Raw genomic sequence first — 23,875 nt, forward strand, 5'->3', positions numbered from 1 at the left:
CGCAGATCCCTTTATGATCCGCGAGCTTTAGAATCAATTAATGCATTGAATGGAACCGCATCCGATTCCCTTCGGAATCGATAAACTCTGCAATGAACATGACTTCAAGTGGCGTTTTTGGCATCGTGACCTTTCCACCTGCAGCTTCAACTCGCGACAATGGAATGTTCAAATCATCTCCCCCATTCAGGTAAAGTATTGGTCCCTCTGTAGTCGGTGTAAAACCTTTCATTTCTACAATTCCGCCGCTAACAGCAGATCCATCCTCCTCATACGGAAAGCACCCGTATCTCATCTTTCCGTCAGGAGAAGGCATTTCAGACATCTCTACTTGCAATACTTCGGAATAGAATTTCATTGCTCTTGCGAAATCTACTGCTGGGATTTCAAACCAGTTAATTACGTTTGTCATTTTGATGTGTTTTAGAAATTAATATGCACAAACGTATATCGGGCAAGTGACAACCTTATGTCAAGAGGTCGTGAAACAAATTGGAAAAATTAGCAGCGATTGGTATTGGAGCCGGGTTGAGATGGGAAATTGGCAATGCACTAAAATTTATGGTGTTGTGCAACGGCTACCAGTATTGTCAATCTGGCTTTTCTTTCTATTTGTTTTGGTTCGTGATTTTCATTCCGTTTTAATTGGTGTACAAATTTCAATTAGAAATCCATTATTATCTCTTAAATATCCTACTTTTTGTCCCCAAGGCTTTTCGGTCAGCGGTTCAAACTCAGTTGCACCTGATTTTATTGCGTTTTCAAAATCCGTTTCTATATTTTCGGTCGTAAAAGCTAGTTCTACACCAAATGGTTTTCCTGACTTATTAATTCTCTCAAATCCATTTTTAAAATTCGAATTTCCCAATTCTGTTGAAGCAAATGCGATTGTCGTTTCTCCTGTAATTAATTCTCCGTAATCGTTTTCAGGTGTTATAAATTTTCGACTAAATCCAAATGCTTTTTCATAGAATTCAATCGTTTCCGCCACATTTTCGACATAAAATATTGTGTATGTATATTTCATATTTTCAATTGAGTTATCTCTTTTTAATTGGCTTAGCGCCATCGTCTTCGTATTTCATCCCTTATCAATACAAGGCATTAAATTAGCAATAATAATTGATATTGTTATCTTGTTTTTGAGCCATTTATCAAATCGATTTGTTTTAATGATCCCATACGCTTTAAACCACCTCGTCACCGATTAATCGTTCCCCAAGCCCGCTTCGCGGGCTTGGGGAAAGTTTTGAAACAATTTCAGGAAGACGCTCACCCCGATGAAGACACGAATTCGAATTCCAATTAGCGCTAAAAGCATCGTCAGCCTTGATTCTTTTGGTTCCTTTTCTCCCTGGATGAGAAAAGGAATTATCTTAAAAAACGTTTATTTATTTGGCGCATGCTTGCCTAAGCTCAATTCAAAAACTTCGCAATTGCGCCAGTAATCATTTTTACCTTAATATCCTCAAGGCGTTGCCTCAAGCTAATGCTTTGGCCCCGTTGGGGCAAAGAAAAGAGCAGAGAGCAGAGCGCAAAGAGGAAAACGGAGACAGGGTGGGCAGTGTTTCAGATGAAAGCTTAGCAAGACGCTGACAGATCCTGAAACGAGTTCAGGAAGACGCGTTACTAAGCGTCCTGATGGCAAAATGTCTTCTTCGGATCTGCAATAAAGTCAGCGCTTGGGTTTCCTTCCCTTTTTCAAGGGAAGGTGGTTCCGATCATCGGAACCGGAAGGGTTAATAATTGAGCGATCTTCTATTCGTTTGACAGGAAAGCGAACCACCTCGACATCAGTAAACAGATGCCACTCCTCCTTGGGAAGGAAGAGAAAAGATGGTATTTGCAGGCTTTTTTGCAAGCTAACTGCTATGAGCAGAGAGCATGGAGCAAAGAGCAGAGAAGAATTGGGATAGCTGAGTAAAACAGGGAACAGAGACCGGGAGACCGGTTTTATTTCAATCGAACTCTCCCCGGAGTCGTAAAGCGGGCTTGGGGAGAGTTTCGAAACAAGTTCAGGAAGACACAAAACCCGATGAAGTCACTAATTCAAAGACTAATGATCACAGAAAGGATTGGCCTACGAGGGTTTTGAACCAGAAAACAAGGGAAGGAATTTGCCCAGGCACTCGCTAAGAAAACCCTGTTTGACGACCAGCGGGAGGAGTTGGGTTTCGGGGAGTGACTGATCCGTTGTTTTCATTCAAAAGCATCGTCAGCGCTGATCTTTTCGTTCTTTTTCTCATCCAAGGAGAAAAGGAATTGTCTTTAAAAAACGTTTATTTATTTGGCGCATGCTTGCCTAAGCTCAATTCAAAAACTTCGCAATTGCGCCAATAATCATTTTTTACCTTAATATCCTCAAGGCGTTGCCTCGAGCTAATGCTTTAGCCCCGTTGGGGCGTTGATTGGGCTGACAAAGAGCAGAGAGGAATCGGAGACCGGAAGACGAAAACAGGATGGGCAGTTTTTCAAATAGAAGTGTAGCATGGTGGAAGTAGATCCTGAAACAAGTTCAGGAAGACGCTCAACTCAATGAAGGCACGAATTCAAATTCGAATTATCGGTAAAAGGAAGGGCCTACGAGGGTTTTGAACCAGAAAACAAGGGAGGGAATTTGCGCAAGCACTCGCTAAGAAAAACCTGTTTGACGACCAGCGGGAGGAGTTGGTTTTCGGGGAGTGACTGATCCGTAGTTTTCATTCAAAAGCATCGTCAGCCTTGATTCTTTTGGTTCCTTTTCTCATCCAAGGAGAAAAGGAATTGTCTTTAAAAAACGTTTATTTATTTGGCGCATGCTTGCCTAAGCTCAATTCAAAGACTTCGCAATTGCGCCAATAATCATTTTTACCTTAATATCCTCAAGGCGTTGCCTCGAGCTAATGCTTTAGCCCCGTTGGGGCGTTGATTGGGCTGACAAAGAGCAGAGAGGAAAACGGAGACAGGATGGACCGTGTTTCAAATGAAACAGCAAGCTAGCGGCTAACAGATCCTGGTGATCAAACCTTTTCCAAGCAATAACAAAAGAGGCTGTCCCCGTGGAGACAGCCTTTTGTTGTTTATCTTCGTTTGGCTGGGTGACTGCCCTGGCCATGTTGTTTACTCTTTTTCCGAGCAGCAAAAAAAGCTTCGCGGCGTAAGCGCTTTTCCTTTTCAAAGGCCTTCTTTTCCTTCTCCGTCATTGGCTTGTCGGTTTGTGGAAACGGGTTGTCCTCCACGCGATCAATTTTCAGCTTAATCAGCCGTTCAATATCACGGATGTAAGCATTTTCTTCCGGCTCGCACAGCGAAATGGAAACACCCTCTTCTCCTGCCCTTCCCGAGCGACCGATCCGGTGCACATAGGTTTCTGCCACATTCGGAATGTCAAAATTAATCACATACCGCAACTTGTCAATATCGATTCCGCGGGCAGCAATGTCGGTTGCCACCAACACCCTAATCTCCTTGCGTTTGAATTTATCCAAAGCTTTTTGACGCTGATTCTGCGCTTTATCGCCATGAATAGCCGCCGAAGTAATGTTTTTCTTCTTCAGGTAGCGGACAATCTTATCAGCCCCATGTTTGGTCCGGGTAAACAGCAAAACCGGGTCAATATCCTGGTCTTTCAGGATGTGAATTAACAGCTCTTTTTTGGTCTCGCGGTTGGTCAGATACAAGTACTGCTGAATGGTTTCGGCAGTTGACGACACCGGGCTAATCGCGATTTTGGCAGGCTTCCGTAAAATCTTATTCGACAGCTCCACTATGTTTGGAGGCATGGTAGCCGAAAAGAACAACGACTGCCGTTCTTTTGGCAATCGGGCAATCAGCTTACGAATTTCGTGAACAAAGCCCATATCCAACATCCGATCAGCTTCATCCAATACAAAGTACTCCAAACGATCCAAGGCAATAAATCCCTGATCCATCAAATCGAGCAAACGCCCGGGAGTAGCTACTAAAATGTCAACACCTTGACTCAGCACCTTTGTTTGAGCTGCTTGCTTCACTCCTCCAAAAATAACCGTGTTCGTTAGTCCGGTATATTTGCCATAAGTCGAAAAGCTATCACCAATCTGGATCGCTAACTCCCGCGTTGGCGTAACAATCAAAGCCTTAATTGCTCGATGGTGGCGCCGTTGCCGCTGATCGTTAAACAGATGCTGTAAAATAGGAATGGCAAAAGCGGCCGTTTTTCCGGTTCCGGTTTGCGCACTTCCCAGCACATCTCTTCGGTTCAATATCAATGGTATTGCTTGTTCTTGTATGGAGGTTGGTTCTTCGTATTTCTCTTCTTTCAGAGCCTTTAGTATTGGCTCAACAATTTCTAATTCTTCAAATTTCATATAATTAAAATCCTTTATTTACTTGCGAACCAAGGGCATAGTTTACGAAATTTCACCTTCATACTTGATCAAGGCGGCTAATCAAATTCGATGTTGAGCGCATGGTTCAAATTGTTCCCATCTGAAAATTGGCGAGAACCTTTCAGGGAGGTCAATAACGGACACAAAGGTAGTATTTAAATTGAATGTAGCATTTCATACGTAATTTTTGACATAATTGATAACCAAGATTTGACTTAGACACGCTGACCGGTTACCATTCAGAAGAATCTTCTCCGAAATTCACAATAACTAAGCATGCTAGTCAGTCAGTTTGTATTTCCCAATATGGCCAGCCATATCACCTCCCAGGTACAGGTGCCCCTGGTGTTCTTCAACGGAACTGGCTTCAGCCACTTTCTCCCCCGTCGTATCGTAGTAGGTTTTTAGTATTTCTCCTTCCTGACTCAGATGCATAAGCATTCCATAGGCCTCTTGTTTGGGTTGTAGCCAAGGCATGCCAACCAACATCTTCTTGATTGCAGGCTTTCCTTGAATTTTATCCAACAAATCATTCCTTCGGGTTGAAAACCCAATCCAGAAACTACCATCTGCGCGTCTGGAAATGCCGTTGGGCAATCCGGGCAAATTCTGTACAAATACCTCAGTTTGTCCCCGCTGTTCTCCCTTCAACCAATGCCGTAGAATACGATATTTCGTTAAATCAGCCATTAATACAAAATCACTGTGCAGAGACACCGCCACTCCATTCCCAAAGAACGAGCTGTCGATCAAGCTTGTCACTTGCCTGGTCGCCGGGTTATAGCGATACAAGCCACCATCTGGTTTAACTTCCAACAGCACTTTTCGGATGTTACTTCTGCTGAATCGGTATTTTGATGAAGTATTCGAAAAGTAAATCATCCCATCACTGGCAATATCAACATCATTGGGAATTAAAAACTTGTTGCCTTGTTCATCTTCACTTGCCAAAATGGTGATCTTTCCTTGTTGATCAACACGAATCAATCCTCGCTTTTGATCGCAGGCAACCAGGTTTCCTTGTCGATCAAAATGAAGCCCTGCCACCCAAGATCCGGTATTGCAATAGGTGGAAATAACTCCCAAAGTGTCAATTTTCAATATCCGCCCATCCGAAAAATCCTTTTTTGAAACGTGCACCCCACAATACAGGTTTCCAACAGAATCAATGGCAATGTCCTCCGGACCATACCATCCTCCGAGGTCAATCCATTCGGTCGTCCTCAATAATTCATTTTCGGCAATCGCCCCAATCAGTTCCGGCTTGGCTGGCGGAGACCAAGCAACCGGAGAGAAGGAGCAGGATTGAAAAGAAAAAAACAGAATACAAAATACGACGATTGTACTAGCCAGTGTTTTAATTTGAGTATGCATAATTTTACCTTTAAATGATTAAATAAAAAGGCCAAATTAGCTGGGGCACCAAACATCTGCATTGACATTTGTTAAGAAGTAACCAATTGCCTTCTGATACGACTCAGGGATTCAGGAGCTATTCCCAGAAAGCTGGCAATCATGTGTTGTGGAACTCGTTGAACAATTTTGGCATCATACTTTTCGAGGAAATAGATATACTTTTCTTTGGCTGTTTTTGTTTGCATTGCAAATGTACGGTCGAGCACACAGAGGTAGTTTTCCTCGGCTAAAATCCGCCCCAACTTCTCGAATTTTGAATTTTCGCGGTATAAACCAGTTAACGCTTTATAAGACAACGAATAGACTTGACTATCTTCAATCGTCTCTAAAAATTCAGATGATGCCCGTTGGGTGATGAAGCTTTCGAATGTTGAAATAAACTGATTATCGCTCGAAAAGTACGTATTAACTTCCTTTCCATCCTGAATATAGTAGGTACGGGCAAGCCCTCGCTCAATAAAGTATAATCGATGAGCTACGGTCCCTGCTCTAACAATCACTGATTTAGCAGCATAATGTTCTGGAACCAATTCTTTCTGAAAAGAGCGCCACTCCTGCTCATCTATTCCAATCAATTGAATCAATAGTTTACGTATTTCGTCCATATTTCACTGCCTTTGAAAGCTCATTAGCTTATTCTTCTCAAACAGTTACTAAAACACCAATCAGCTGACTTAGTTCTAGGTTAGGACATCAACTTGAACATTACGCCCCAACCGGCTACAAGCAAGGGAAGGAAAAAATCGGGCATTTTCAGGCGATACAAACTGCCTACAAACAAAAAGCGGCTCTCTCCCCTAAGGAAAAGAGCCGCTCACCTAAAAAATCTATCCACTAATCTTTCTCCGTGCTACAAGGAATTTCTTAAGATCAACCTTGGAGGCAGCACTTCGAAAATCTTTTGTTTGTTTTCTACAAAATGGGCAGCCTTCTCGCCCATCTCTTCAAAATCGACCGAAATAACGGTGATACCTTCACCAACAACTTCTTTCATCGGCGAATCATTGTATGAAATAATACCAACATCCTCGCCCAACTTCAGTCCTTGCTCGCGACAAGCTTTGATGATATACACCAAGTCATCGTCTTTAATAACCAAAAAAACTTGCCCCTTTTGAATAGGCTGGTCCTTCAGATGATGAATAACAGTCCCCTTCAGTTGGTGCTGCTCGCAAAACTGATTGAAAGCAACAATGGCCATTTTAGGATGCGGGGTTGAAGCCGGAAACACCAGGTTAAATTCCTGGTATTGCTCAATCCGTTCCAAACCTTGCTCCAGGCAGGACTTAAAAGCTTCATCAAAATCCTGAATAATGTAGGCCATTTCATCCACTCCAGGACTGCCCATATCCAAAATCAAAAGCTTGTTGGGATCAATCTTTCGCACCACCTTTTCAATACGTTCATCCCGAATATTCATCACCACATACATGCTGTATCGTCCCAAACCATTTAAAATGAGTTGCTCAAACACATCCGGATTGTAATGGTGAAAAAGCAAGTCAACCGTATAATTTTCAGGTAAAGCATTGCGAAAGCTTCCATACAATTGTTCCTTAAACGCACTAAAGTCATCTAGCAGCACCATCACTTTAAACGATTCATTGCTTACAAAATACCCCTTGGTTGGCGTACTGGCAATCACACTGCGATGCTTCAAGGTGGTGTAAGCTTTAAAAATCGTATCGCGCGATAAGCCACTTTCGCGACTCAATTTATTTACAGAAGGGAGAAAATCGCCTTCGTGTAAAGCTCCATTACTGATGGCCTCGGTAATGGCATGAATCAACTGCTGCATTTTAGTCTGCGCTGAGCTTTCGTCGAGTTTAAAAGTAAATGCTGCTTCCTTCATATCTTCTCTGCTAAATCAGGCAAAAGTAAGGATTATCCTTCGTTTAAGTGAAATTTCACAGTACGGTATCCGTACACTGCAATTATCAAGAAACAAATCAACGGAACGACAAAAGACACATTGACGGCCGGTAAGTTAAATACGACTTCCTGATCGATAATGAATGCCTGCAATTTTGGAAGAAAAGTTCCTCCCACAATTGACATGATCAGTCCAGCTGCTCCAAACTTGGCATCTTCGCCCATGCCTCGCAAGGCAATTCCGTAAATGGTTGGGAACATCAACGACATACAAGCCGAAATTCCCACCAAGCAATACAAGCCATTAATATCTTGTAAGAAGATGGTTCCAAATGCCAGTCCGATACCTCCCATAGCCAAAATCATCAATAATTTACCCGGTTGAATGTATTTCAACAAGAAGGTACATACAAAACGGGCAACCAAGAAGATAGACATGGCGATGATGTTATAGTACTGCGCTTTCTGTGCCCCTTCGCCGGGAGTCATGCCAAATTGCTCTACAAAAATCCGTTGTCCATACTGTACAATAAAGGTCCAGCACATAATTTGAGCTCCAACATAAAAAAGCTGGGCTACGACCCCTTCGCGGTACCGTTTCACTCGCAACAGGTTTCGAACTGCTCCAATGAAGTTGATCTTGTGATTTGAATCATCATTCTTCGGCATTTTCACGAAAAGAATAATCAAAAACATCACAATGATTACGCCACCGATCGCAATGTAAGGCGAACTCAGAATCTCCAGATCCGACATTTTTACTTTCTCAAACTCAGCAGCCGACAAATCCATACGCTCGGCAGCACCACGTGGGTCCAGCCGTGCCTGAATCAGGTTTTTGGCCACAAACATTCCAGTTAACGATCCCATCGGGTTAAACGCCTGAGCAAAGTTCAAACGTCGTGTAGCCGTGCTGTCGGGCCCCATAAACAAGATGTAAGGATTAGCACTGGTTTCGAGAAAGGATAGACCGCAAGTCATCACAAAGTAGGCGATCAAAAACGGGTAGTATAACCCAATTGCGCTGGCCGGAATAAATAACAAGGCTCCTGTAGCATACAAGCCAAGCCCAACCAAGATTCCAGCTTTGTAGGTATAGCGTTTGATGAAAAAAGCTGCAGGAAAAGCCATGGCACCATAGCCACCGTAAAACACCACCTGCACCCAGGTTCCACCTCCAACTCCCATGTTGAAGATTCGCGAGAATGCTTCCACCATCGGGTTGGTAATATCATTGGCAAAGCCCCAAAGGGCAAAGCAACTTGTAATCAGAATGAAGGGAATCAGGTATTCCCCAGGGATTACTTTATCTTTTTGTTTCACTGTTTAGTTTTTTAGTTGTTTGGTTTGGTTTGAAAATCAGGCTATCCGTCGTCGCTTAAAGCCTGCTTAATTTGATCAATAGAAACGCCCAGCAATTGTCGTGCAATTGGGTCAAGCTTCTCCTCAGCCCCTTCGAAGTGAAAGGTTCGCTGGAAATGCATCTTCACTTCGCCGCTAGCCAAAGCAGCAACCGATGACGAAGATTCCAGCTCGTAGAATGGTCCCAATTGTCCTCCATCAGCCAGTGGCCCATCGTTATAGGCATTAATGGCATCACCTTTAAAAGGTTTGTCCTGCTTTTCCTCCCAGGCTGAATTAACAAATTCAGTAGTTAACGTATCCAAAGAACACATCAGGATTGTCAGGCAAGCATTTTCAGCATCATAACTTCCCATAATCGGCACTGCTCTCTCTGGCGAAATCCCCAGCTTACTCCGATACTTACCATCAGCTTTAAAATAGATGACTCCATCATCAACTTTTAAACGCTCCGAAGGGACCTCTCCAAAGTAATCATCGGTAACCACGGGGCCTTCGCCATCTTTTTTGAAAGGAAGAACCATGGTCACTTCCGGAGAAGGACGATACATGGACAGCATCCAAATGGAGGGCATTCCCGTTGTTTTGTCCCATGCGAAGTCGCCTGCATTCTTAAGTTGATTTAAGGATTCGTAAGCAACCACACGCACAGATGTATCCGGTTTTAATGGTAAGTACTCATCCAGTTCAATGGGATCGATAATGGAAACCCGACGTGTTGCTTCAATCTTAAAACGAACACCCGAATAGTTATCCAACTCGAACGTTTTGCGAAAAGTAGCTGTTTCAGGATTGGCTTCAATCACATCCCAAGGCATGGAGTCAATAGCCGATGGTACCCGCCAATTTTCCATGGTCATGGGCTTACCCTGGTCAAAATAGAAGGAAAATTGCCCACCTTCTGGTCCAATCCAAAAGCGTTCTTCTCCACCAAAGGCATTGAATTGCTCCGAAAGCTGATCGGTTTCCAGCAACTCATGATTCACCCAGCCAAAAGAAAATCCTTCCGAACCATCTGTTGTGCTGGTCATCACTCTCCCCTGAAATTCGGGGACCACCACTAAACGTGATGGTCCCGCAACTAATTCTATTGTACTGTAATGCTGTTGTAGCTTCTCCAGGTCATAGCCATACTGGCCTTTTGTAAAATCCATAGATTGATCTTTTTCACTTGTACAGGCCAGTAAACTTGCCACAACGGCAACGGCCAGCCAATTTATTGTTATGGTGATGATTGATGTATTTCTAAGCATCAAATCATTTTTTTCAAGCCATTAAAGATAATAAACTAGCCGTAAATTGGGCCGTAGTTTTCACAGGCCTTATAATCTGCCGACTCTTTATGAGTTCCAAATGAGCCCCATGCACTAGGACGGAAAATATCTTTTTCGTCAACATTATGCATTGAAACCGGAATCCGTAGAATGGAAGCCAGTGTAATCAAGTCAGCTCCAATATGACCATAGCTGATTGCACCGTGGTTGGCTCCCCAGTTGGCCATTACACTATATACGTCTTTAAAGGCATCGCAATCATTCAAACGTGGTACAAACCAAGTTGTTGGCCATGTTGGGTCGGTCCGCTCGTCCAATACTTTATGGATATCTTCAGGTAACTCAACGGTCCAACCTTCAGCAATTTGAAGAACAGGTCCCAAGCCTTTCACCAAGTTAACGCGTGACATGGTCACTGGCATTTTTCCAGCCGTTTTGAACTGCGAAGAATAACCGCCACCACGGAAATATCCCAGACTTGCAGGGCACCAACGAGTATTATCCAAGCAAGCTTGTGCTTCGTCTTCTGTTACATCCCAGTAAGGTTTCATCACCGAATTGCCTTCTGCGTCTTTTTGCTGAGCCGTAGCATCCAATGTTGTTGATCCGGAATTGATCAGGTGAATAATACCATCACGAGCCAATCCGGTTAGCTCTTTACCACTAACGCGTTTAACGGCTTCAGGACTCCAGAATGTACGAACATCAGAGAAAATTTGGGCTGTATTGGTCAATAAATGGCCAAATAACATAGGAACGGCATTCAAGCTATCGTTCTCTGTCGCAAACACAAATGCTTCGCGTAAACCATTCCAGTCAAACGATGAATTCAGAATCGCTTCAGTGAAGTCAGCATTTGGATAGTAGTCCGTCCACTGGCGCTGTCCTTGGAAACCTCCCGCGATGGCATTGTGCCCGCGAGCTTCTTCTCCAAAGCCAAGTTCAGCCAATTTCGGATTGCCAATCATCAAGTCACGACAAATCAAGGTCATTTTAACCACTGTTTCCCATTCCCACTCTTTGCGCTCAGGATCGCGTTGTTTATCCGGTTCATTACGGTCCTCACCTTCCTTGCAATTCTCTTTCACCCAAGCCAAAGCTTTTTCAAACTCTTCATGGTCGTAAATACCTTCTTCCATGCGACGAATCACTTCAACTGATTCCACAAACTCTGTTCGCATCCCCAGGTAGTCCTGAAAGAAGTTTGAATCAACCATCGAGCCAGCAATTCCCATTGAAGTGTATCCCAACGACAGGTATGACTTTCCTTTCATTTGAGCTGCTGCAATGGCTGCGCGAACGAAACGCAAAATCTTTTCGCTCACATCCTCTGGAATACTGGTATCATCTGAATCTTGTACATCACGTCCGTAAATACCGAAGGCAGGCAAGCCTTTTTGGGTGTAACTAGCTAATGCTGCGGCCAAATACACTGCTCCCGGACGCTCAGTTCCATTAAATCCCCAAACAGCTTTCGGAACAAGTGTATCAGTATCCATCACTTCTGTTCCATAGCACCAACAAGGGGTTACTGTTAATGAAACACCAACTCCTTCACGTGAAAATTTGTCGGCACAACGAGCGGCATCTGCTACACCACCAATGGTTGTGTCTGCAATCACACATTCCACTTTTTCGCCTGATGGAAAGCGAAGATTTTCTTCAATTAATTGAGCGGCTGCTTTAGCCATATTCATGGTTTGTGTTTCCAATGATTCGCGAACTCCGCGTTCACGACCATCAATAACAGGACGAATTCCTACTTTAGGCAAACGACCAATTAGACGAGTTTTCATTTTTTTAAAATTTATTTTTAGGTTATTGTATTGTGCTGTACTGTGCTGCTAAAATAATAAGATTTTGATTCAAAAATGATGTTGGACAGCATGCTATAAAAAGTTAGATTTGTAGAATTATCACTATCATCATATGAAACTATTTAGATTACAACTGCACTGGCAGATTCTAATTGCACTGATACTAGCAATAGTATATGGTCTTTTATTTCCTACAACATACAACATCAGTCCTGAAGCAATTCAATCCTTGCAGAAGGCACAAGTTTCAAATGAGCTCCTCGAGCAACTCAACCAGCATTCCGGAAAGGAATTCACCACCCTCCAAGAATTTCAACAAGCCTTAAAAACAAGCTTAAGTCCTCAGGAATACGAGGCTTACCAATATAACATCCGGCAAGCGAGCTATAGTAATTCGCAGGTCAATGCTGTCAGTTGGATGGGTGATTTATTTTTACGCTCGTTAAAAATGCTGATTATCCCCCTGATTCTAAGCTCACTGATATCAGGAATCACGAATATTGGAACGGGTAAAAATCTCGGACGCTTGGGCCTGAAAACCATGGGCTATTACTTGATTACTTCTGTTTTGGCAATTGGTACGGGCCTTTTATTTGTCAACCTTTTTAAACCAGGGATTGGAGCCGATCTGAATTTTCAGGAGAAAGTTGCAGGACTGGTTGAAAAACAACGCTCATTAAGAGATATTTTAATTGAAATTGTCCCCGATAATATTTTCCGGGCATTTAATGAAAGCGATATGCTTTCCATCATCTTCTTTGCGGTTTTATTTGGCTTTTTCGTGACTAAAGTTGATTTGGTTAGCCGTGAGGTTCTCAAGAAAGCGTTTAACGCCATTTTCGATGTGATGATGAAAATAACCCTGTTCATCATCCGTTTCACTCCGCTGGGGATCTTTGGTATTGTCGCTAAAGTTATTGCGGATCAGGATGACCTGGCAAGTTTGATGTCGAGAATGGGAATTTATATGGGAACTGTTATTGCTGCTTTATCGGTTCACTTCTTTATAACGCTCCCATTGTTGATGAAATTTCTTAGTAAATCGAATGCTTGGAAGCATTTCAGAAACATGACCACTCCCCTGCTTACCGCTTTTTCAACCTCTTCTTCTGGTGCAACCTTACCCCTGACCATTGAAGCCGTTGAATCCAAGTCGGGAGTTTCAAATAAAATCAGCAGTTTTACATTGCCCCTCGGAGCTACAATCAATATGGATGGTACCGCCCTCTATGAGTGTGTTGCAGCCATCTTTATTGCCCAAGCTTATGGATACGATTTAACGATTGTTCAGCAAATGATTATTGTAACAACAGCCTTATTAGCGTCGATTGGCGCTGCTGCTATCCCGATGGCTGGATTGGTGATGATTAGTGTAATATTAACAGCCATAGGACTTCCCCTGGAAGGAATTGGGTTAATCCTGGCTGTCGATCGTATTTTAGATATGTTCCGAACAGCTACCAACGTGTGGAGCGATAGCTGTGGAGCAGTAATTATCGCTAAAAGCGAGGGAGAAGACTTGCCTGTTTAGTTGGTGCTGCTTGCTTGAAAAAAAGCATTCAGCGAAACAATCTCACTGGAATTACAAACAGGACAGTCTTTGTCTTCTGCCGCCATATTGAAGCGGGCTTTACAGTCGCTACAGCAGTACCAATTCTCATCGAATTGGAAGTTGCCACCGCGTATTAAAAGGTCTTTTCCTTCAACCATGGCTTGCGCCACTTTATTTCGGGCAGACTCATATATCCGCGTAAGCGTTGGACGAGAAACTTCCATGCAAACCGCAGCCTCTTCCTGTGTCAGATTATCGTAATCCAACAGTTTTATCGCTTCATACTCTTCAAAAAACAATACAACCTGTTCGGCCCTGTTCTTTGGTCCAAAAACGGAAAATCCTTTCACTGAGGGGGGTGCCAATAAACGGCGTTGTCTTTTTTTACGTGGCATCTAACTTTGATTTACTTGTTTCAACAAATAATGATCAGCAATCACCAGCGCCGCCATTGCTTCAACAATTGGCACTGCGCGTGGTAACACACAAGGGTCGTGACGTCCTTTGGGATTGATTGTCACTTCGTTCTCTTCTTTATCAACCGTCTGTTGCTCTTTCAATAATGTTGCTATCGGCTTAAAAGCCACATTAAAATAAATATCTTCTCCGTTGGAAATTCCTCCTTGAATACCGCCAGAGTTATTGGTTTTAGTGCGTACACCGGCTTCTGTCTTGATAAACACATCATTGTGCTCCGAACCACTAAGCTTCGTTCCGTCAAAGCCTGAACCATATTCAAAGCCTTTAACGGCGTTGATGCCTAACATGGCATGTCCCAAGTCCGCATGCAGCTTATTGAATACCGGTTCACCCAATCCTACAGGAACTCCTTGAATGACCCCTTGTATAACACCGCCAACCGTATCATGGTTCTCACCAGCGGCTACAATTCGTTCAATCATTTTTTCTGCAGTTTCCGGATCGGGACAGCGAACGATATTACTTTCGGTAAGATTTAAATCCAACTCTCGGTAACTCTTGGTGAGCTCAACTTCGCCCACTCTTTTAACAAAAGCCTGGATACTAACTCCGTAGTGTTTCAGCATCAACTTAGCGATGGAACCGGCAACGACCCGAGCAATGGTTTCTCTCGCCGAAGAGCGGCCACCTCCACGATGATCGCGGCTTCCATACTTTTTCAGATAAGTATAGTCTGCATGCGATGGCCGAAAAATATCCTTCAGGTTGTTGTAATCGTTCGAGTGTTGATCCTTATTTCGAATGAGAAATCCAATAGGAGTTCCCTGGGTTTTGCCCTCAAAAATACCGGATAAAAACTCAACCTGATCGGTTTCTTTTCGCTGTGTTGTTATTTTAGATTGGCCTGGCTTACGACGATCTAACTCTTGCTGAATGAATTCTAAATCGATTTCAATACCTGCAGGGCAACCATCGATAATTCCACCTATACCCACGCCATGTGATTCTCCAAAAGAAGTTAATCTGAAAATTTGTCCGAAGCTATTCATGCTTATCGTTTAAAAAAATATTGCTCCTGATTACTCAGAAGCAACATCAAAAAATACGTTTATTTAGCAGCCACATCCGCAACCGCCACCGTTAGCGCCTTCTGTTTCGCAGCTTGTTTCTTCACAACCACAACCGCCACTATCGCAACCACATCCCGATTGTAATGTCGCAGCAATTTCCTCGTCCGTTGCATCGCGAACTTCAAGTACTTTTCCACTAAAGAATAAATCTTCACCAGCCAGTGGGTGATTGAAGTCCATTTTTACATGCTCTTCAGTGATTTCAAGCACCAAACCATTCATGCGTTGGCCACCAGCACTCATCATTGGAACAATATTTCCAACTTTAATAATTTCTTCGTCAAATTTTCCTTCCACCATAAACAGGTGTTTTGGAAGATCTACAATTGCATTTTCATCAACTTGCCCATAGGCATCTTCACAAGGAAGATTTATATTGAAGTCATTACCTTGCTCAAGCCCTTCAATAAGTGCTTCAAACTTAGGCAACATCAGTCCTGCACCATAAACAAAGGTTAATGGTTTCTCTGCTGTAGCTTGTTCAATCAATTCTCCGTTTGCTCCTTCGATTTTTAGATCGTAAGTCAAAGAAACCATCGTGTTTTTAGTAATTGCCATCTTTAATTATTTAGATTGATTTTGAATAATTAATGCAAAGAAATAAAAAACATTGATATAATAAAAAGCCTCAAAGCTCCGAAAATATCACATTTAATGATAACATCATAAAGTTCGGTTGGTTTAACCTTGGTTCATATTCTTTGCATATTTTCCTTCTATCATGTGTTTTAAGTTCTACCTTATTAAACAAAAGAAAGGCTCCTCTGTTTTCGAGAAGCCTTTTGCGTATTTTTAATAAACTTATAAAGATCATTAGTTATTGTCAAACCAGCTTCGTTTTTTATCAACTTTCAAGTCTTTTAGCATGGCTGACGAAGCATTAATGGTGAAACTGTAGCTCTTCCGTTGCCCAAATGGCACAAAGTTAAAGCTCATATTCCAACAGTGTAGTTTCCGGTTGATATTAAAGGTTGTGAAAGAAAACTCCCCTGCCTCAATATCAAAGTTTGTCGTTAACGAGAGGTTCCATTCTCTTGTCAAATTCATTCGTCCCCTGAAGTTCAAACTCTGATTAATCCGAGCTTTCTTATAAGGGTTAGTCCTTGAGTAATTGAAACTATAGTCAAATCGGAAATCCCAAGGAACGTCAAAATCATAATATTCAAACTGACCTGCTGTAGGCATGATCATATCTTCCGGGTGAGTTCCTTCATCGCCCTCTGCCCCTTTCTTCTTGTCTTTCGATTTAAATGACATTCCAAAAGAAAGGTTGGCATTGGTTAATCGACCAAGCTTCGATAAGCCCGAGGCTTCATTCCACATATACCGATCAACAAGAGCCCCAGTTGTATCTGTTGCATAAGGATTAATCGTACCTCCAAAGTTCAGGTTCACCCCTTTAATGGTTGTCCGCCCATTAACTCGAATCGGACTCAAATTCAATGAATCTGCAATTAAGTTATAGGAAGTCGATAAACTCAAGTTATCTATGATCTTAATCTTTTCAAACTTATCCTCGTTACCCGTTGTGTCATTTTTAGCAGCCACCTTAGCCTCCAAGTTGTTGGCTAAGCTAAAGTTAATTGAACCACTTTCCCCGCGTCCTGCACCGCCAAAAATTCCATACTCAAAGCGATTGTAATAAATCGTCTTCCCATTAACATCCCGGTATCGATCCCAGAAATTATATTTATCTGCTCCGAAATCGGGACGGTAACTAAAGCTGATTGATGGAGACATTTTATGACGAATAGCTTTAATACGGCTATTGGGATTTTTCATATTGTACATCCCATAAATATTGGTCTGTGTGCTCAAGCTAAATGCGTAGTCATAATTACGTCTAAAACGATAGATAGTATCTTCAAATATCGTAGCCTCCTGCGCAACATGATCAAACGCATATTCACGGTTGATGTAACTGGTATACCAACGCTCGTTGTAACTCACACTTGGGCTTACATTAATATGTTTAAGGATATTGAAATTAGGAAGCGTAATTGGAATCGAGTGCTTCCATCCATTCTTCCAATCACCTATCAATGATTTCTCAAATAACTCATATTCCTTAGTTGATATTGAATTTCGAATATTACCAGTGTAGCTAATCCCAATTTTCTCATACCATTTTGGCTTACCAACACGATCTTTCTGCTTAAATGGATAAATTTTGGACATCGAAAAAGTCAGCTCTGGCACTGTCAATGAAATCGTTGTATCCTGTGAGTTTTGAGAATGTCGAAAACTGGCAGACATATTGAACGGGCTATTCTCCCATTTTTTTGAATAAGAAATACTTGACGATTTGGTTGTCGACAAATAGTTCTGAATCGTATTCGCATTTTCTTTTTCAAAACTACTTGTACTCAAGTTTACACTGGCTGAAAACGTTTGAAAAGGATTCGCTTTAGGATCCTGAGAATGTCTCCAACGGACCGAAAAACCAGGGCTTCGACTAAAATCGGGCAATCCCGGCTCACTAAAGCGGTTTACATTATAGCTAAAATCCAACGCTCCCGAAAATTTATAACGCTTTTTATAGTTCGTATTCATTTTGGTTGCCCACGATCCTTTTGAGTAAATATCCCCTTTAACAGTCAAATCAAAAAACTCGCTTGCTGCCCAATAATAACCTCCTTCTTTCAGGAAAAAGCCTCTTCGTTGCTCCTCTCCATATGAAGGAATAATTATTCCTGACGAGTAACTCGGGGAATTTGGGAAGAAACCAAAAGGAATCATCGGAAAATAAATTGGAAAATCTTCCAACACCAAGTATGCCGGACCGGTGATAATTTTCTTATTCGATATTACTTTTGCTTTGGTCATCCGCAAATAGAAGTGTGGATGATCCGCATCACAAGTTGTATATTTTCCTTTCTTCAAAATGAAAGACTCAGCATCAATCTTCTTTGTTCGCTCACTATGCACATACCCTTCTCCCTGTTCTGTTTTAACGTCGGTGATAATCCCTTTCTCACTTTCGAAGTTGTAGCGCATGGTTTTGCTTTCAAACTCTTCTTCGCCATCTCTAAAGATCGGATTTCCTTGCACTACATCAGCAGAATCAGGAACCCCTTCTGCATAAACCTCCTTATTTTGAAGGTCCAATTCGATATAGTCTGCTTTTAACTCAATCGATTGGTAGGTCACGACTGCATCATTATACAGATATACTTTCTGTCCATCCAACGAAACAACGATTGAATCCAAGGCATTGTATGCAATCTTGGCATCCAATACAGTTGATCTGGACGAATCGGCTACTGCCACAGAATCCTGAATGACAACAGGCTCATCATCGAACATAATTGAATCAGCAGGAAACTCGGTCTCTAACTCTTTAAGTTGACTGATTTCAGGTCCATCTTGTGCATAGGTTGAGATGCACAAGAGAACGAACAGGTATGGTACTAGTTTTCTTATCAAATCCGGTAAAATGTTAGCCATTGCGGTTACATTGGATTGCAAAAATATAAATTCAACCCAGACAAAGGGCTGAACAAATGCAAAATAATTTTAATATTTCTATTTTTGTTTCGTTCAATAAACATGAATATGAATACCAGCCTCAAAATATACTTGACTAGTTTTCTCATTTTAATCTTGTTTGCGCCTGTTGCCCATGCAAAAAACACGCCAGACAAACCGTTCACTGTAATTATCGATCCGGGACACGGCGGTAAAGATCCGGGAGCAGTATTTAAACAGATTAAAGAAAAAGATATTGTGCTTAATATTGGACTAAAATTAGGACAATATATAAAAGAAAACCTTCCCGACGTAAAAGTTGTGTATACACGAGACAAGGATGTATTTGTCCCGTTGCACCGTCGAGCTGACATTGCCAATAAAAGCAAGGCAGACTTATTCATCTCGTTACATGCCAACTATTGCGGCACTCCGGCCATTACCGGAACCGAAACTTTTGTCCTGGGTTTACACCGAACCGAAGAGAACCTGGAAGTTGCCAAAAAGGAAAATGCGGTAATTTTGATGGAGGATGATTATTCTTCGACCTACCAAGGGTTTGATCCCAATTCTTCTGAGTCCTACATCATGTTTGAAATGGTACAGGATGAACACCTAACTCAAAGCATTGATGTTGCCGCTGCTATTCAAGGACAGTTTAAGAATCGCGCAGGCCGGAAAGATCGCGGCGTAAAACAAGCTGGTTTCTTGGTACTCAGGCGAACCAGCATGCCCAGTGTCCTGGTCGAAGCAGGATTTCTGAGCAACAATGGAGAAGCGAATTACATGAAAAGTTCGACGGGACAGAGTCATCTGGCATCTGCAATTTATCGTGCCGTTAGAGATTATAAAAAAGCCATTGACAACAAAAGCAATTATAAACTGGTTGCACAAACAACTCAGGAATTAGCACAGGAAACCATTAAGCAACCGGAAACGCCCCCTACTCCAACTGTTAAAACATCCAATACTGACATCTTCTTTAGTATTCAACTTGCTGCATCGGGTAAAAAACTAGCAACTGCTCCCTACAATTTCAAAGGGTTGAAAGAAGTGCAACGCAAGCAAGTGCAATCTATCTACAAATATTACTACGGAAAGACCAGTTCTTTTGAATCCATCAAGCAATTAAGAAACCAGGTCAAATCACTTTATCCGGATGCATTCATTGTTGCCTTTGAAGGCGAAAAACCAATTTCAATAAATAAAGCGTTGCGGAAATTAAAACCATAGTTACATCCACAATGTTTGTATTCTATGCGAATGCTTCTTAATATTGTATAAACAAGCAGAAAACACTATGAGACTCTCTAAGTACGCCAAACTAGGCATTCTAATTGTATTTAGTTTTGCTATTTTCATTTGGGGAATGAACTACCTGAAAGGCATTGATTTTTTCAAACAAAATACTAGCTATAAAGTTATTTATGAACGAATTGACGGCTTACTTGAATCAAGCGCCGTCATGATGAACGGCTACCAGGTAGGCCAAGTGAAAACCATTGAATTCACCGATCGAAATGATGGCAGCTTAATGGTTACATTTTCACTTGAGGGGGATTTTAAAATACCCAAAGGATCAGTTGCACGTATTGTCTCGTCAGATTTGATGGGAACCAAATCGATCAAATTACAGATCGTTCCCTCAAACGCTTATTATGCATCCGGAGATACCATTAAAGGAAGTATTGAGGAAGATCTGAAAGAGCAGGTTAGCATGCAAGTACTCCCGCTAAAAAATAAGGCAGAACAGCTACTGGCGTCCTTAGATTCGGCCATTACTGTTGTAACCTATGTATTTAATGCCGAAGCCCGCAAAAACTTATCAGAAAGCTTCGCGCATATCAATCAAACCATTTTGAACCTGGAAAAAGCTTCTAGCGAATTGAGTGAACTATTGACCGCAGAAAAAGGCAACCTACAAGGGATTATTCAAAATGTGAATGAGATTAGCGCTACCTTAAATGAAAGTTCAGATGACTTTTCGAACATGATGGGCAACTTCTCTTCCATCAGCGATAGCTTAGCTGCCGCTGATTTAGCTCTGCTGGTTACCGAACTCCAATCATCTGCAAAAGGAATTAACAGCATCTTGGGCAAAATAGAGCAAGGCAAAGGCTCTGTTGGTAAACTAATGAATGATGATCAACTCTACGCCAACTTGACTGAAATGAGTCAAAGCCTCGATTTCTTATTGAAAGACATTCGTAATAATCCTAAACGCTATGTCCATTTCTCAGCCTTCGATCTCGGAAAGGACGTTTATATCTCTCCTCGTAATAATAGTCTGAAGAAAAACAGTGAAGCCTATACATTCAAGGTTCACCTTATATCAAGCCCTACTCGACTGGCAAAGGATAATACCCTTTTTGACGACTTTGACCAAGTTGAAGAAATTGAAGTTTCGGGAGTTTACAACTATATGACAGGAAATACAAGCGACATCGCAAAAATTATGAAAACTCACACGCAGGCAAAAGTTATTTTTCCTGACGCAAGTATCATTGCCTTTAAGAATGGCCGAAAAGTAAGGCTGGAAAAGGCTCTTCGCAGATTAGGAAATTAGTATCTTAATTTTTCTTAAAAAATATCATAATCTGCAAGTCCCTCTAAATACAGGAGTTTCAGAAAGGTCCCCATGTAAAAGTCTGTTTTTCTGATTGTTATAAAGCATAAAAAAATGAAAATCTTTAACTAGCTGACTGCTAAAGTGGTTATATTCGTTTTGTAAAAGTCAAGCGGAAATTGATTTTTTTAATACTTTTTTTTTCACAAAATTTGCTCTTGGGAAATCGAAATAGGGAAAAAATTTGTCGAATATATATTAATCCTGCTGTTCAAAATGAGTAACAATCATCTTGGTGTATGGAATCGTTGTCTTTCCGTTATTAAAGATAATGTTCCTGCAATTAGTTTTAAAACCTGGTTTGAACCAATTGTTCCAATCAAAATTAACAATCAAGTATTGACCATACAGGTCCCCAGCCCTTTCTTTTATGAATATCTGGAAGAGCAATACATTGACTTGTTAAGGAAGACACTTCGCAAAGAAGTGGGCAACGATGCCAAATTGGAATATGTAGTGGTGATGGGCAACAATCAAAGCGACGCCCAACCCTACACGGTCAAATATCCAACAACTAACAATAGTAAACTTCAAAACAAACCACTTAACGTACCATTAAAGACAGAGGGAAAACCGTCTATTAAAAACCCGTTTATCATTCCGGGTATCCAAAAGTTGCAAGTTGATCCACAACTGAAGGCTGACAACACTTTCGAAAACTTTGTTGAAGGTGAATGTAACCGCTTAGCCAGAAGTGCAGGCTTTGCCGTAGCTCAAAATCCAGGGGGAACCGCATTTAACCCGCTGATGATTTATGGAGCTTCGGGACTTGGAAAAACTCACTTAGGACAAGCCATTGGTATTGAGGTTAAAGAACGTTTTCCAGATAAAATTGTGCTTTACGTCAATGCAAACAAGTTTCAGACTCAGTTTACTGAAGCAGTCCGGAACAATAACCGCAATGACTTTTTGCACTTCTATCAAATGATCGACGTATTAATTCTTGATGATGTTCAAGAATTTGCGGGGAAAGAAAAGACACAAGAAACTTTCTTCCACATTTTCAACCATTTGCACCAAAGCGGAAAACAATTGATTCTAACATCAGATAAACCGCCAATCGAGTTGAAAGGAATGGAACAGCGTCTGCTCTCTCGATTTAAATGGGGATTAACCGCTGACCTTCAGGTGCCAGATTTTGAAACCCGTATGGAAATTCTGAAAAGAAAAACCTACAAAGATGGTATCGAAATCAGCGAAGAAGTACTGGAATACGTTGCATCCCACATTGGTAATAATGTCCGTGAACTCGAAGGAGCTTTAGTTTCCTTGTTAGCACAGTCAACCTTGAACCGCAAAGAGGTGACGATTGAGTTGGCAAGCGAAATGGTTAACAAACTGGTAAAAAGCTCGAAAAGAGAACTCTCCATTGATTACATTTCAAAAGTGGTTTGCGATTATTTCAATATGCCGGTTGACACGCTTCAGGCACGAACCCGCAAACGAGAAATTGTACAGGCTCGTCAGTTGGCGATGTACTTCTCCAAAAGTCTGACAAAATCGTCACTCGCCTCTATTGGGGCTCAAATTGGGAAGAAAGACCACGCAACGGTCCTCCACGCCTGCAAGACAGTCAATAACCTCAAAGACACCGATAAAAATTTCAGGGTGTTTGTTGACGAGATAGAAAAGAAACTTAATATGTAATTGGAACTGGCAGATCTACTTGATCTGCCTTTTTTTTAAATAACTATGACCGATTCATTTCTAACGATTGCAAAAGCAGAAGAAGGCTTGTTTAAAGATAAAGGCAGCAAGTTTATTGCTTATGCGTTTCCTGTAGAGACTGAAGAGGAAATCAAAGAACACATTGACCAACTTAAAAAGTCTCATCATTCGGCACGACACCATTGTTATGCCTGGCGACTAGGGGCTTCCATGAAGCATTTTCGAGCCAACGACGATGGCGAACCTTCATCAACAGCCGGAAAGCCAATACTGGGCCAAATAAGACGCTTAAACTTAACCAACGTATTAGTGGTCGTTGTCCGTTACTTCGGAGGAACACTTTTGGGAGTTAGCGGCCTAATCAATGCATATAAAGAGTCTGCAGCCGATGTGCTCGAACGGGCAACAATCGTAGAAAAGCTGGTTGAAACGAAGTTTCAGGTGTATTTTGATTACCCCAATATGAATCCGGTGATGCGTCTTTTCAAAGAAGAAGGATTAAAACAACATGAAAATCAGTTTGAATTACGCTGTAAAATCACCTCTTCGGTAAGAAAAAGTGAGGCAGAAAGAATCATCGAAAAGTTAAAAAAAATCGAAGGCGTTGAAATAGTGGTCGTTGAATAATGCCGATTTGTTAATAAGTTGGTGATAAATCCTGTCTTTCGTCATAAATTTAAATCAGAGGGAATACCTATTTTTGAGCTTTGATGAGACGTTTAATCATTCAATATGATTTTCCCAACGGTGATCAGGATCGCCTGACAAATTTTTTCCCATTTGTTAAACGTATCATCAGCCTTTTTAAAAGGCATTTATTTACTAAGCATTTTAGTAGTTTATTACCGGCATATTATCCGGCTATTGAAAAACCAACAGTGATTATTTCTAATCCTGTTGGTTTTTTTTTGAAACCTTAAT

Annotated in this window: 19 protein-coding genes; 6 read left to right on the forward strand and 13 right to left on the reverse strand. The window is 41.6% G+C overall.

Annotated elements, in window-relative coordinates; translation table 11 throughout:
* Window positions 1-37: 37 nt before the first annotated feature.
* The 9 genes from BM156_RS14270 to BM156_RS14315 form a co-directional block, all read right to left on the reverse strand.
* Window positions 38-412, reverse strand: coding sequence for a VOC family protein (locus BM156_RS14270; RefSeq protein WP_093920572.1), 375 nt, complete (start codon window positions 410-412; stop codon window positions 38-40).
* A gap of 219 nt (window positions 413-631) precedes the next feature.
* On the reverse strand, window positions 632-1,069 hold the full coding sequence (locus BM156_RS14275) for a VOC family protein (RefSeq protein ID WP_212733521.1): 438 nt from the start codon (window positions 1,067-1,069) through the stop codon (window positions 632-634).
* Between the two features lie 1,990 nt (window positions 1,070-3,059).
* Window positions 3,060-4,328: a DEAD/DEAH box helicase gene (locus tag BM156_RS14285; RefSeq protein WP_093920574.1), complete on the reverse strand. Its 1,269-nt coding sequence runs from the start codon at window positions 4,326-4,328 to the stop codon at window positions 3,060-3,062.
* A gap of 300 nt (window positions 4,329-4,628) precedes the next feature.
* A complete protein-coding gene (locus BM156_RS14290; RefSeq protein ID WP_093920575.1) occupies window positions 4,629-5,723 on the reverse strand; it encodes an SMP-30/gluconolactonase/LRE family protein in 1,095 nt (364 codons plus the stop codon).
* A 71-nt stretch (window positions 5,724-5,794) separates the two neighbouring features.
* Window positions 5,795-6,370: a Crp/Fnr family transcriptional regulator gene (locus BM156_RS14295; protein ID WP_093920576.1), complete on the reverse strand. Its 576-nt coding sequence runs from the start codon at window positions 6,368-6,370 to the stop codon at window positions 5,795-5,797.
* A 245-nt stretch (window positions 6,371-6,615) separates the two neighbouring features.
* Window positions 6,616-7,617 carry a GntR family transcriptional regulator gene (locus BM156_RS14300; protein ID WP_093920577.1) on the reverse strand — a complete coding sequence of 334 codons (1,002 nt, stop codon included), beginning with the start codon at window positions 7,615-7,617 and terminating at the stop codon, window positions 6,616-6,618.
* Between the two features lie 32 nt (window positions 7,618-7,649).
* Window positions 7,650-8,960 carry an L-fucose:H+ symporter permease gene (fucP, locus tag BM156_RS14305; RefSeq protein ID WP_093920578.1) on the reverse strand — a complete coding sequence of 437 codons (1,311 nt, stop codon included), beginning with the start codon at window positions 8,958-8,960 and terminating at the stop codon, window positions 7,650-7,652.
* A 41-nt stretch (window positions 8,961-9,001) separates the two neighbouring features.
* On the reverse strand, window positions 9,002-10,252 hold the full coding sequence (locus BM156_RS14310) for a DUF6786 family protein (protein WP_093920579.1): 1,251 nt from the start codon (window positions 10,250-10,252) through the stop codon (window positions 9,002-9,004).
* 35 nt (window positions 10,253-10,287) lie between these two features.
* Window positions 10,288-12,069, reverse strand: coding sequence for an L-fucose isomerase (locus BM156_RS14315; protein WP_093920580.1), 1,782 nt, complete (start codon window positions 12,067-12,069; stop codon window positions 10,288-10,290).
* Window positions 12,070-12,202: 133 nt separating this feature from the next.
* Between BM156_RS14315 and BM156_RS14320 the strand changes: the two genes are divergently transcribed.
* Window positions 12,203-13,621, forward strand: a complete 1,419-nt coding sequence (locus BM156_RS14320; RefSeq protein WP_093920581.1) for a dicarboxylate/amino acid:cation symporter — start codon at window positions 12,203-12,205, stop codon at window positions 13,619-13,621.
* Here the strand turns inward: BM156_RS14320 and BM156_RS14325 are convergent.
* The 4 genes from BM156_RS14325 to BM156_RS14345 form a co-directional block, all read right to left on the reverse strand.
* On the reverse strand, window positions 13,618-14,037 hold the full coding sequence (locus BM156_RS14325) for a DUF134 domain-containing protein (RefSeq protein ID WP_093920582.1): 420 nt from the start codon (window positions 14,035-14,037) through the stop codon (window positions 13,618-13,620). The genes BM156_RS14320 and BM156_RS14325 overlap by 4 nt on opposite strands.
* A complete protein-coding gene (aroC, locus tag BM156_RS14330; RefSeq protein WP_093920583.1) occupies window positions 14,038-15,111 on the reverse strand; it encodes a chorismate synthase in 1,074 nt (357 codons plus the stop codon). It lies immediately after the preceding gene.
* 63 nt (window positions 15,112-15,174) lie between these two features.
* The gene (locus tag BM156_RS14335; protein WP_093920584.1) at window positions 15,175-15,750 is read right to left on the reverse strand and encodes an FKBP-type peptidyl-prolyl cis-trans isomerase; all 576 of its coding nucleotides are present in this window, start codon (window positions 15,748-15,750) and stop codon (window positions 15,175-15,177) included.
* Between the two features lie 255 nt (window positions 15,751-16,005).
* Complete coding sequence (locus BM156_RS14345; protein WP_139218291.1) at window positions 16,006-18,639, reverse strand: putative LPS assembly protein LptD; 2,634 nt, start codon at window positions 18,637-18,639, stop codon at window positions 16,006-16,008.
* A gap of 108 nt (window positions 18,640-18,747) precedes the next feature.
* Here BM156_RS14345 and BM156_RS14350 point away from each other — a divergent pair, with 108 nt between their 5' ends.
* The 5 genes from BM156_RS14350 (at window position 18,748) to BM156_RS20610 (ending at window position 23,874) form a co-directional block, all read left to right on the forward strand.
* Window positions 18,748-19,893, forward strand: a complete 1,146-nt coding sequence (locus BM156_RS14350; protein ID WP_093920699.1) for an N-acetylmuramoyl-L-alanine amidase family protein — start codon at window positions 18,748-18,750, stop codon at window positions 19,891-19,893.
* Window positions 19,894-19,960: 67 nt separating this feature from the next.
* Window positions 19,961-21,226 (forward strand): MlaD family protein, encoded by a 1,266-nt coding sequence (locus tag BM156_RS14355; RefSeq protein WP_093920587.1) that lies wholly within the window; start codon window positions 19,961-19,963, stop codon window positions 21,224-21,226.
* 276 nt (window positions 21,227-21,502) lie between these two features.
* Entirely contained in the window at window positions 21,503-22,933 is a 1,431-nt protein-coding gene (gene dnaA / locus BM156_RS14360) for a chromosomal replication initiator protein DnaA (protein ID WP_093920588.1), read from the forward strand.
* A gap of 45 nt (window positions 22,934-22,978) precedes the next feature.
* The gene (locus BM156_RS14365) at window positions 22,979-23,581 is read left to right on the forward strand and encodes an IMPACT family protein (protein ID WP_093920589.1); all 603 of its coding nucleotides are present in this window, start codon (window positions 22,979-22,981) and stop codon (window positions 23,579-23,581) included.
* Window positions 23,582-23,664: 83 nt separating this feature from the next.
* Window positions 23,665-23,874, forward strand: a complete 210-nt coding sequence (locus BM156_RS20610) for a hypothetical protein (protein WP_139218292.1) — start codon at window positions 23,665-23,667, stop codon at window positions 23,872-23,874.
* Window position 23,875 lies beyond the last annotated feature (1 nt).

The organism is Sunxiuqinia elliptica (genome assembly GCF_900113005.1).
Classification (GTDB): domain Bacteria; phylum Bacteroidota; class Bacteroidia; order Bacteroidales; family Prolixibacteraceae; genus Sunxiuqinia; species Sunxiuqinia elliptica.

Coding starts and splice junctions, on each gene's coding strand:
- BM156_RS14290 (WP_093920575.1), bottom strand. CDS start 5,723: ATGCATACTCAAATTAAAACACTGGCTAGTACAATCGTCGTATTTTGT.
- dnaA (WP_093920588.1), top strand. CDS start 21,503: ATGAGTAACAATCATCTTGGTGTATGGAATCGTTGTCTTTCCGTTATT.
- BM156_RS14275 (WP_212733521.1), bottom strand. CDS start 1,069: ATGGCGCTAAGCCAATTAAAAAGAGATAACTCAATTGAAAATATGAAA.
- BM156_RS14270 (WP_093920572.1), bottom strand. CDS start 412: ATGACAAACGTAATTAACTGGTTTGAAATCCCAGCAGTAGATTTCGCA.
- BM156_RS14325 (WP_093920582.1), bottom strand. CDS start 14,037: ATGCCACGTAAAAAAAGACAACGCCGTTTATTGGCACCCCCCTCAGTG.
- BM156_RS14320 (WP_093920581.1), top strand. CDS start 12,203: ATGAAACTATTTAGATTACAACTGCACTGGCAGATTCTAATTGCACTG.
- BM156_RS14345 (WP_139218291.1), bottom strand. CDS start 18,639: ATGGCTAACATTTTACCGGATTTGATAAGAAAACTAGTACCATACCTG.
- BM156_RS14365 (WP_093920589.1), top strand. CDS start 22,979: ATGACCGATTCATTTCTAACGATTGCAAAAGCAGAAGAAGGCTTGTTT.
- BM156_RS14300 (WP_093920577.1), bottom strand. CDS start 7,617: ATGAAGGAAGCAGCATTTACTTTTAAACTCGACGAAAGCTCAGCGCAG.
- BM156_RS14295 (WP_093920576.1), bottom strand. CDS start 6,370: ATGGACGAAATACGTAAACTATTGATTCAATTGATTGGAATAGATGAG.
- BM156_RS14335 (WP_093920584.1), bottom strand. CDS start 15,750: ATGGCAATTACTAAAAACACGATGGTTTCTTTGACTTACGATCTAAAA.
- BM156_RS14285 (WP_093920574.1), bottom strand. CDS start 4,328: ATGAAATTTGAAGAATTAGAAATTGTTGAGCCAATACTAAAGGCTCTG.
- aroC (WP_093920583.1), bottom strand. CDS start 15,111: ATGAATAGCTTCGGACAAATTTTCAGATTAACTTCTTTTGGAGAATCA.
- BM156_RS20610 (WP_139218292.1), top strand. CDS start 23,665: ATGAGACGTTTAATCATTCAATATGATTTTCCCAACGGTGATCAGGAT.
- BM156_RS14315 (WP_093920580.1), bottom strand. CDS start 12,069: ATGAAAACTCGTCTAATTGGTCGTTTGCCTAAAGTAGGAATTCGTCCT.
- BM156_RS14350 (WP_093920699.1), top strand. CDS start 18,748: ATGAATACCAGCCTCAAAATATACTTGACTAGTTTTCTCATTTTAATC.
- BM156_RS14355 (WP_093920587.1), top strand. CDS start 19,961: ATGAGACTCTCTAAGTACGCCAAACTAGGCATTCTAATTGTATTTAGT.
- BM156_RS14310 (WP_093920579.1), bottom strand. CDS start 10,252: ATGCTTAGAAATACATCAATCATCACCATAACAATAAATTGGCTGGCC.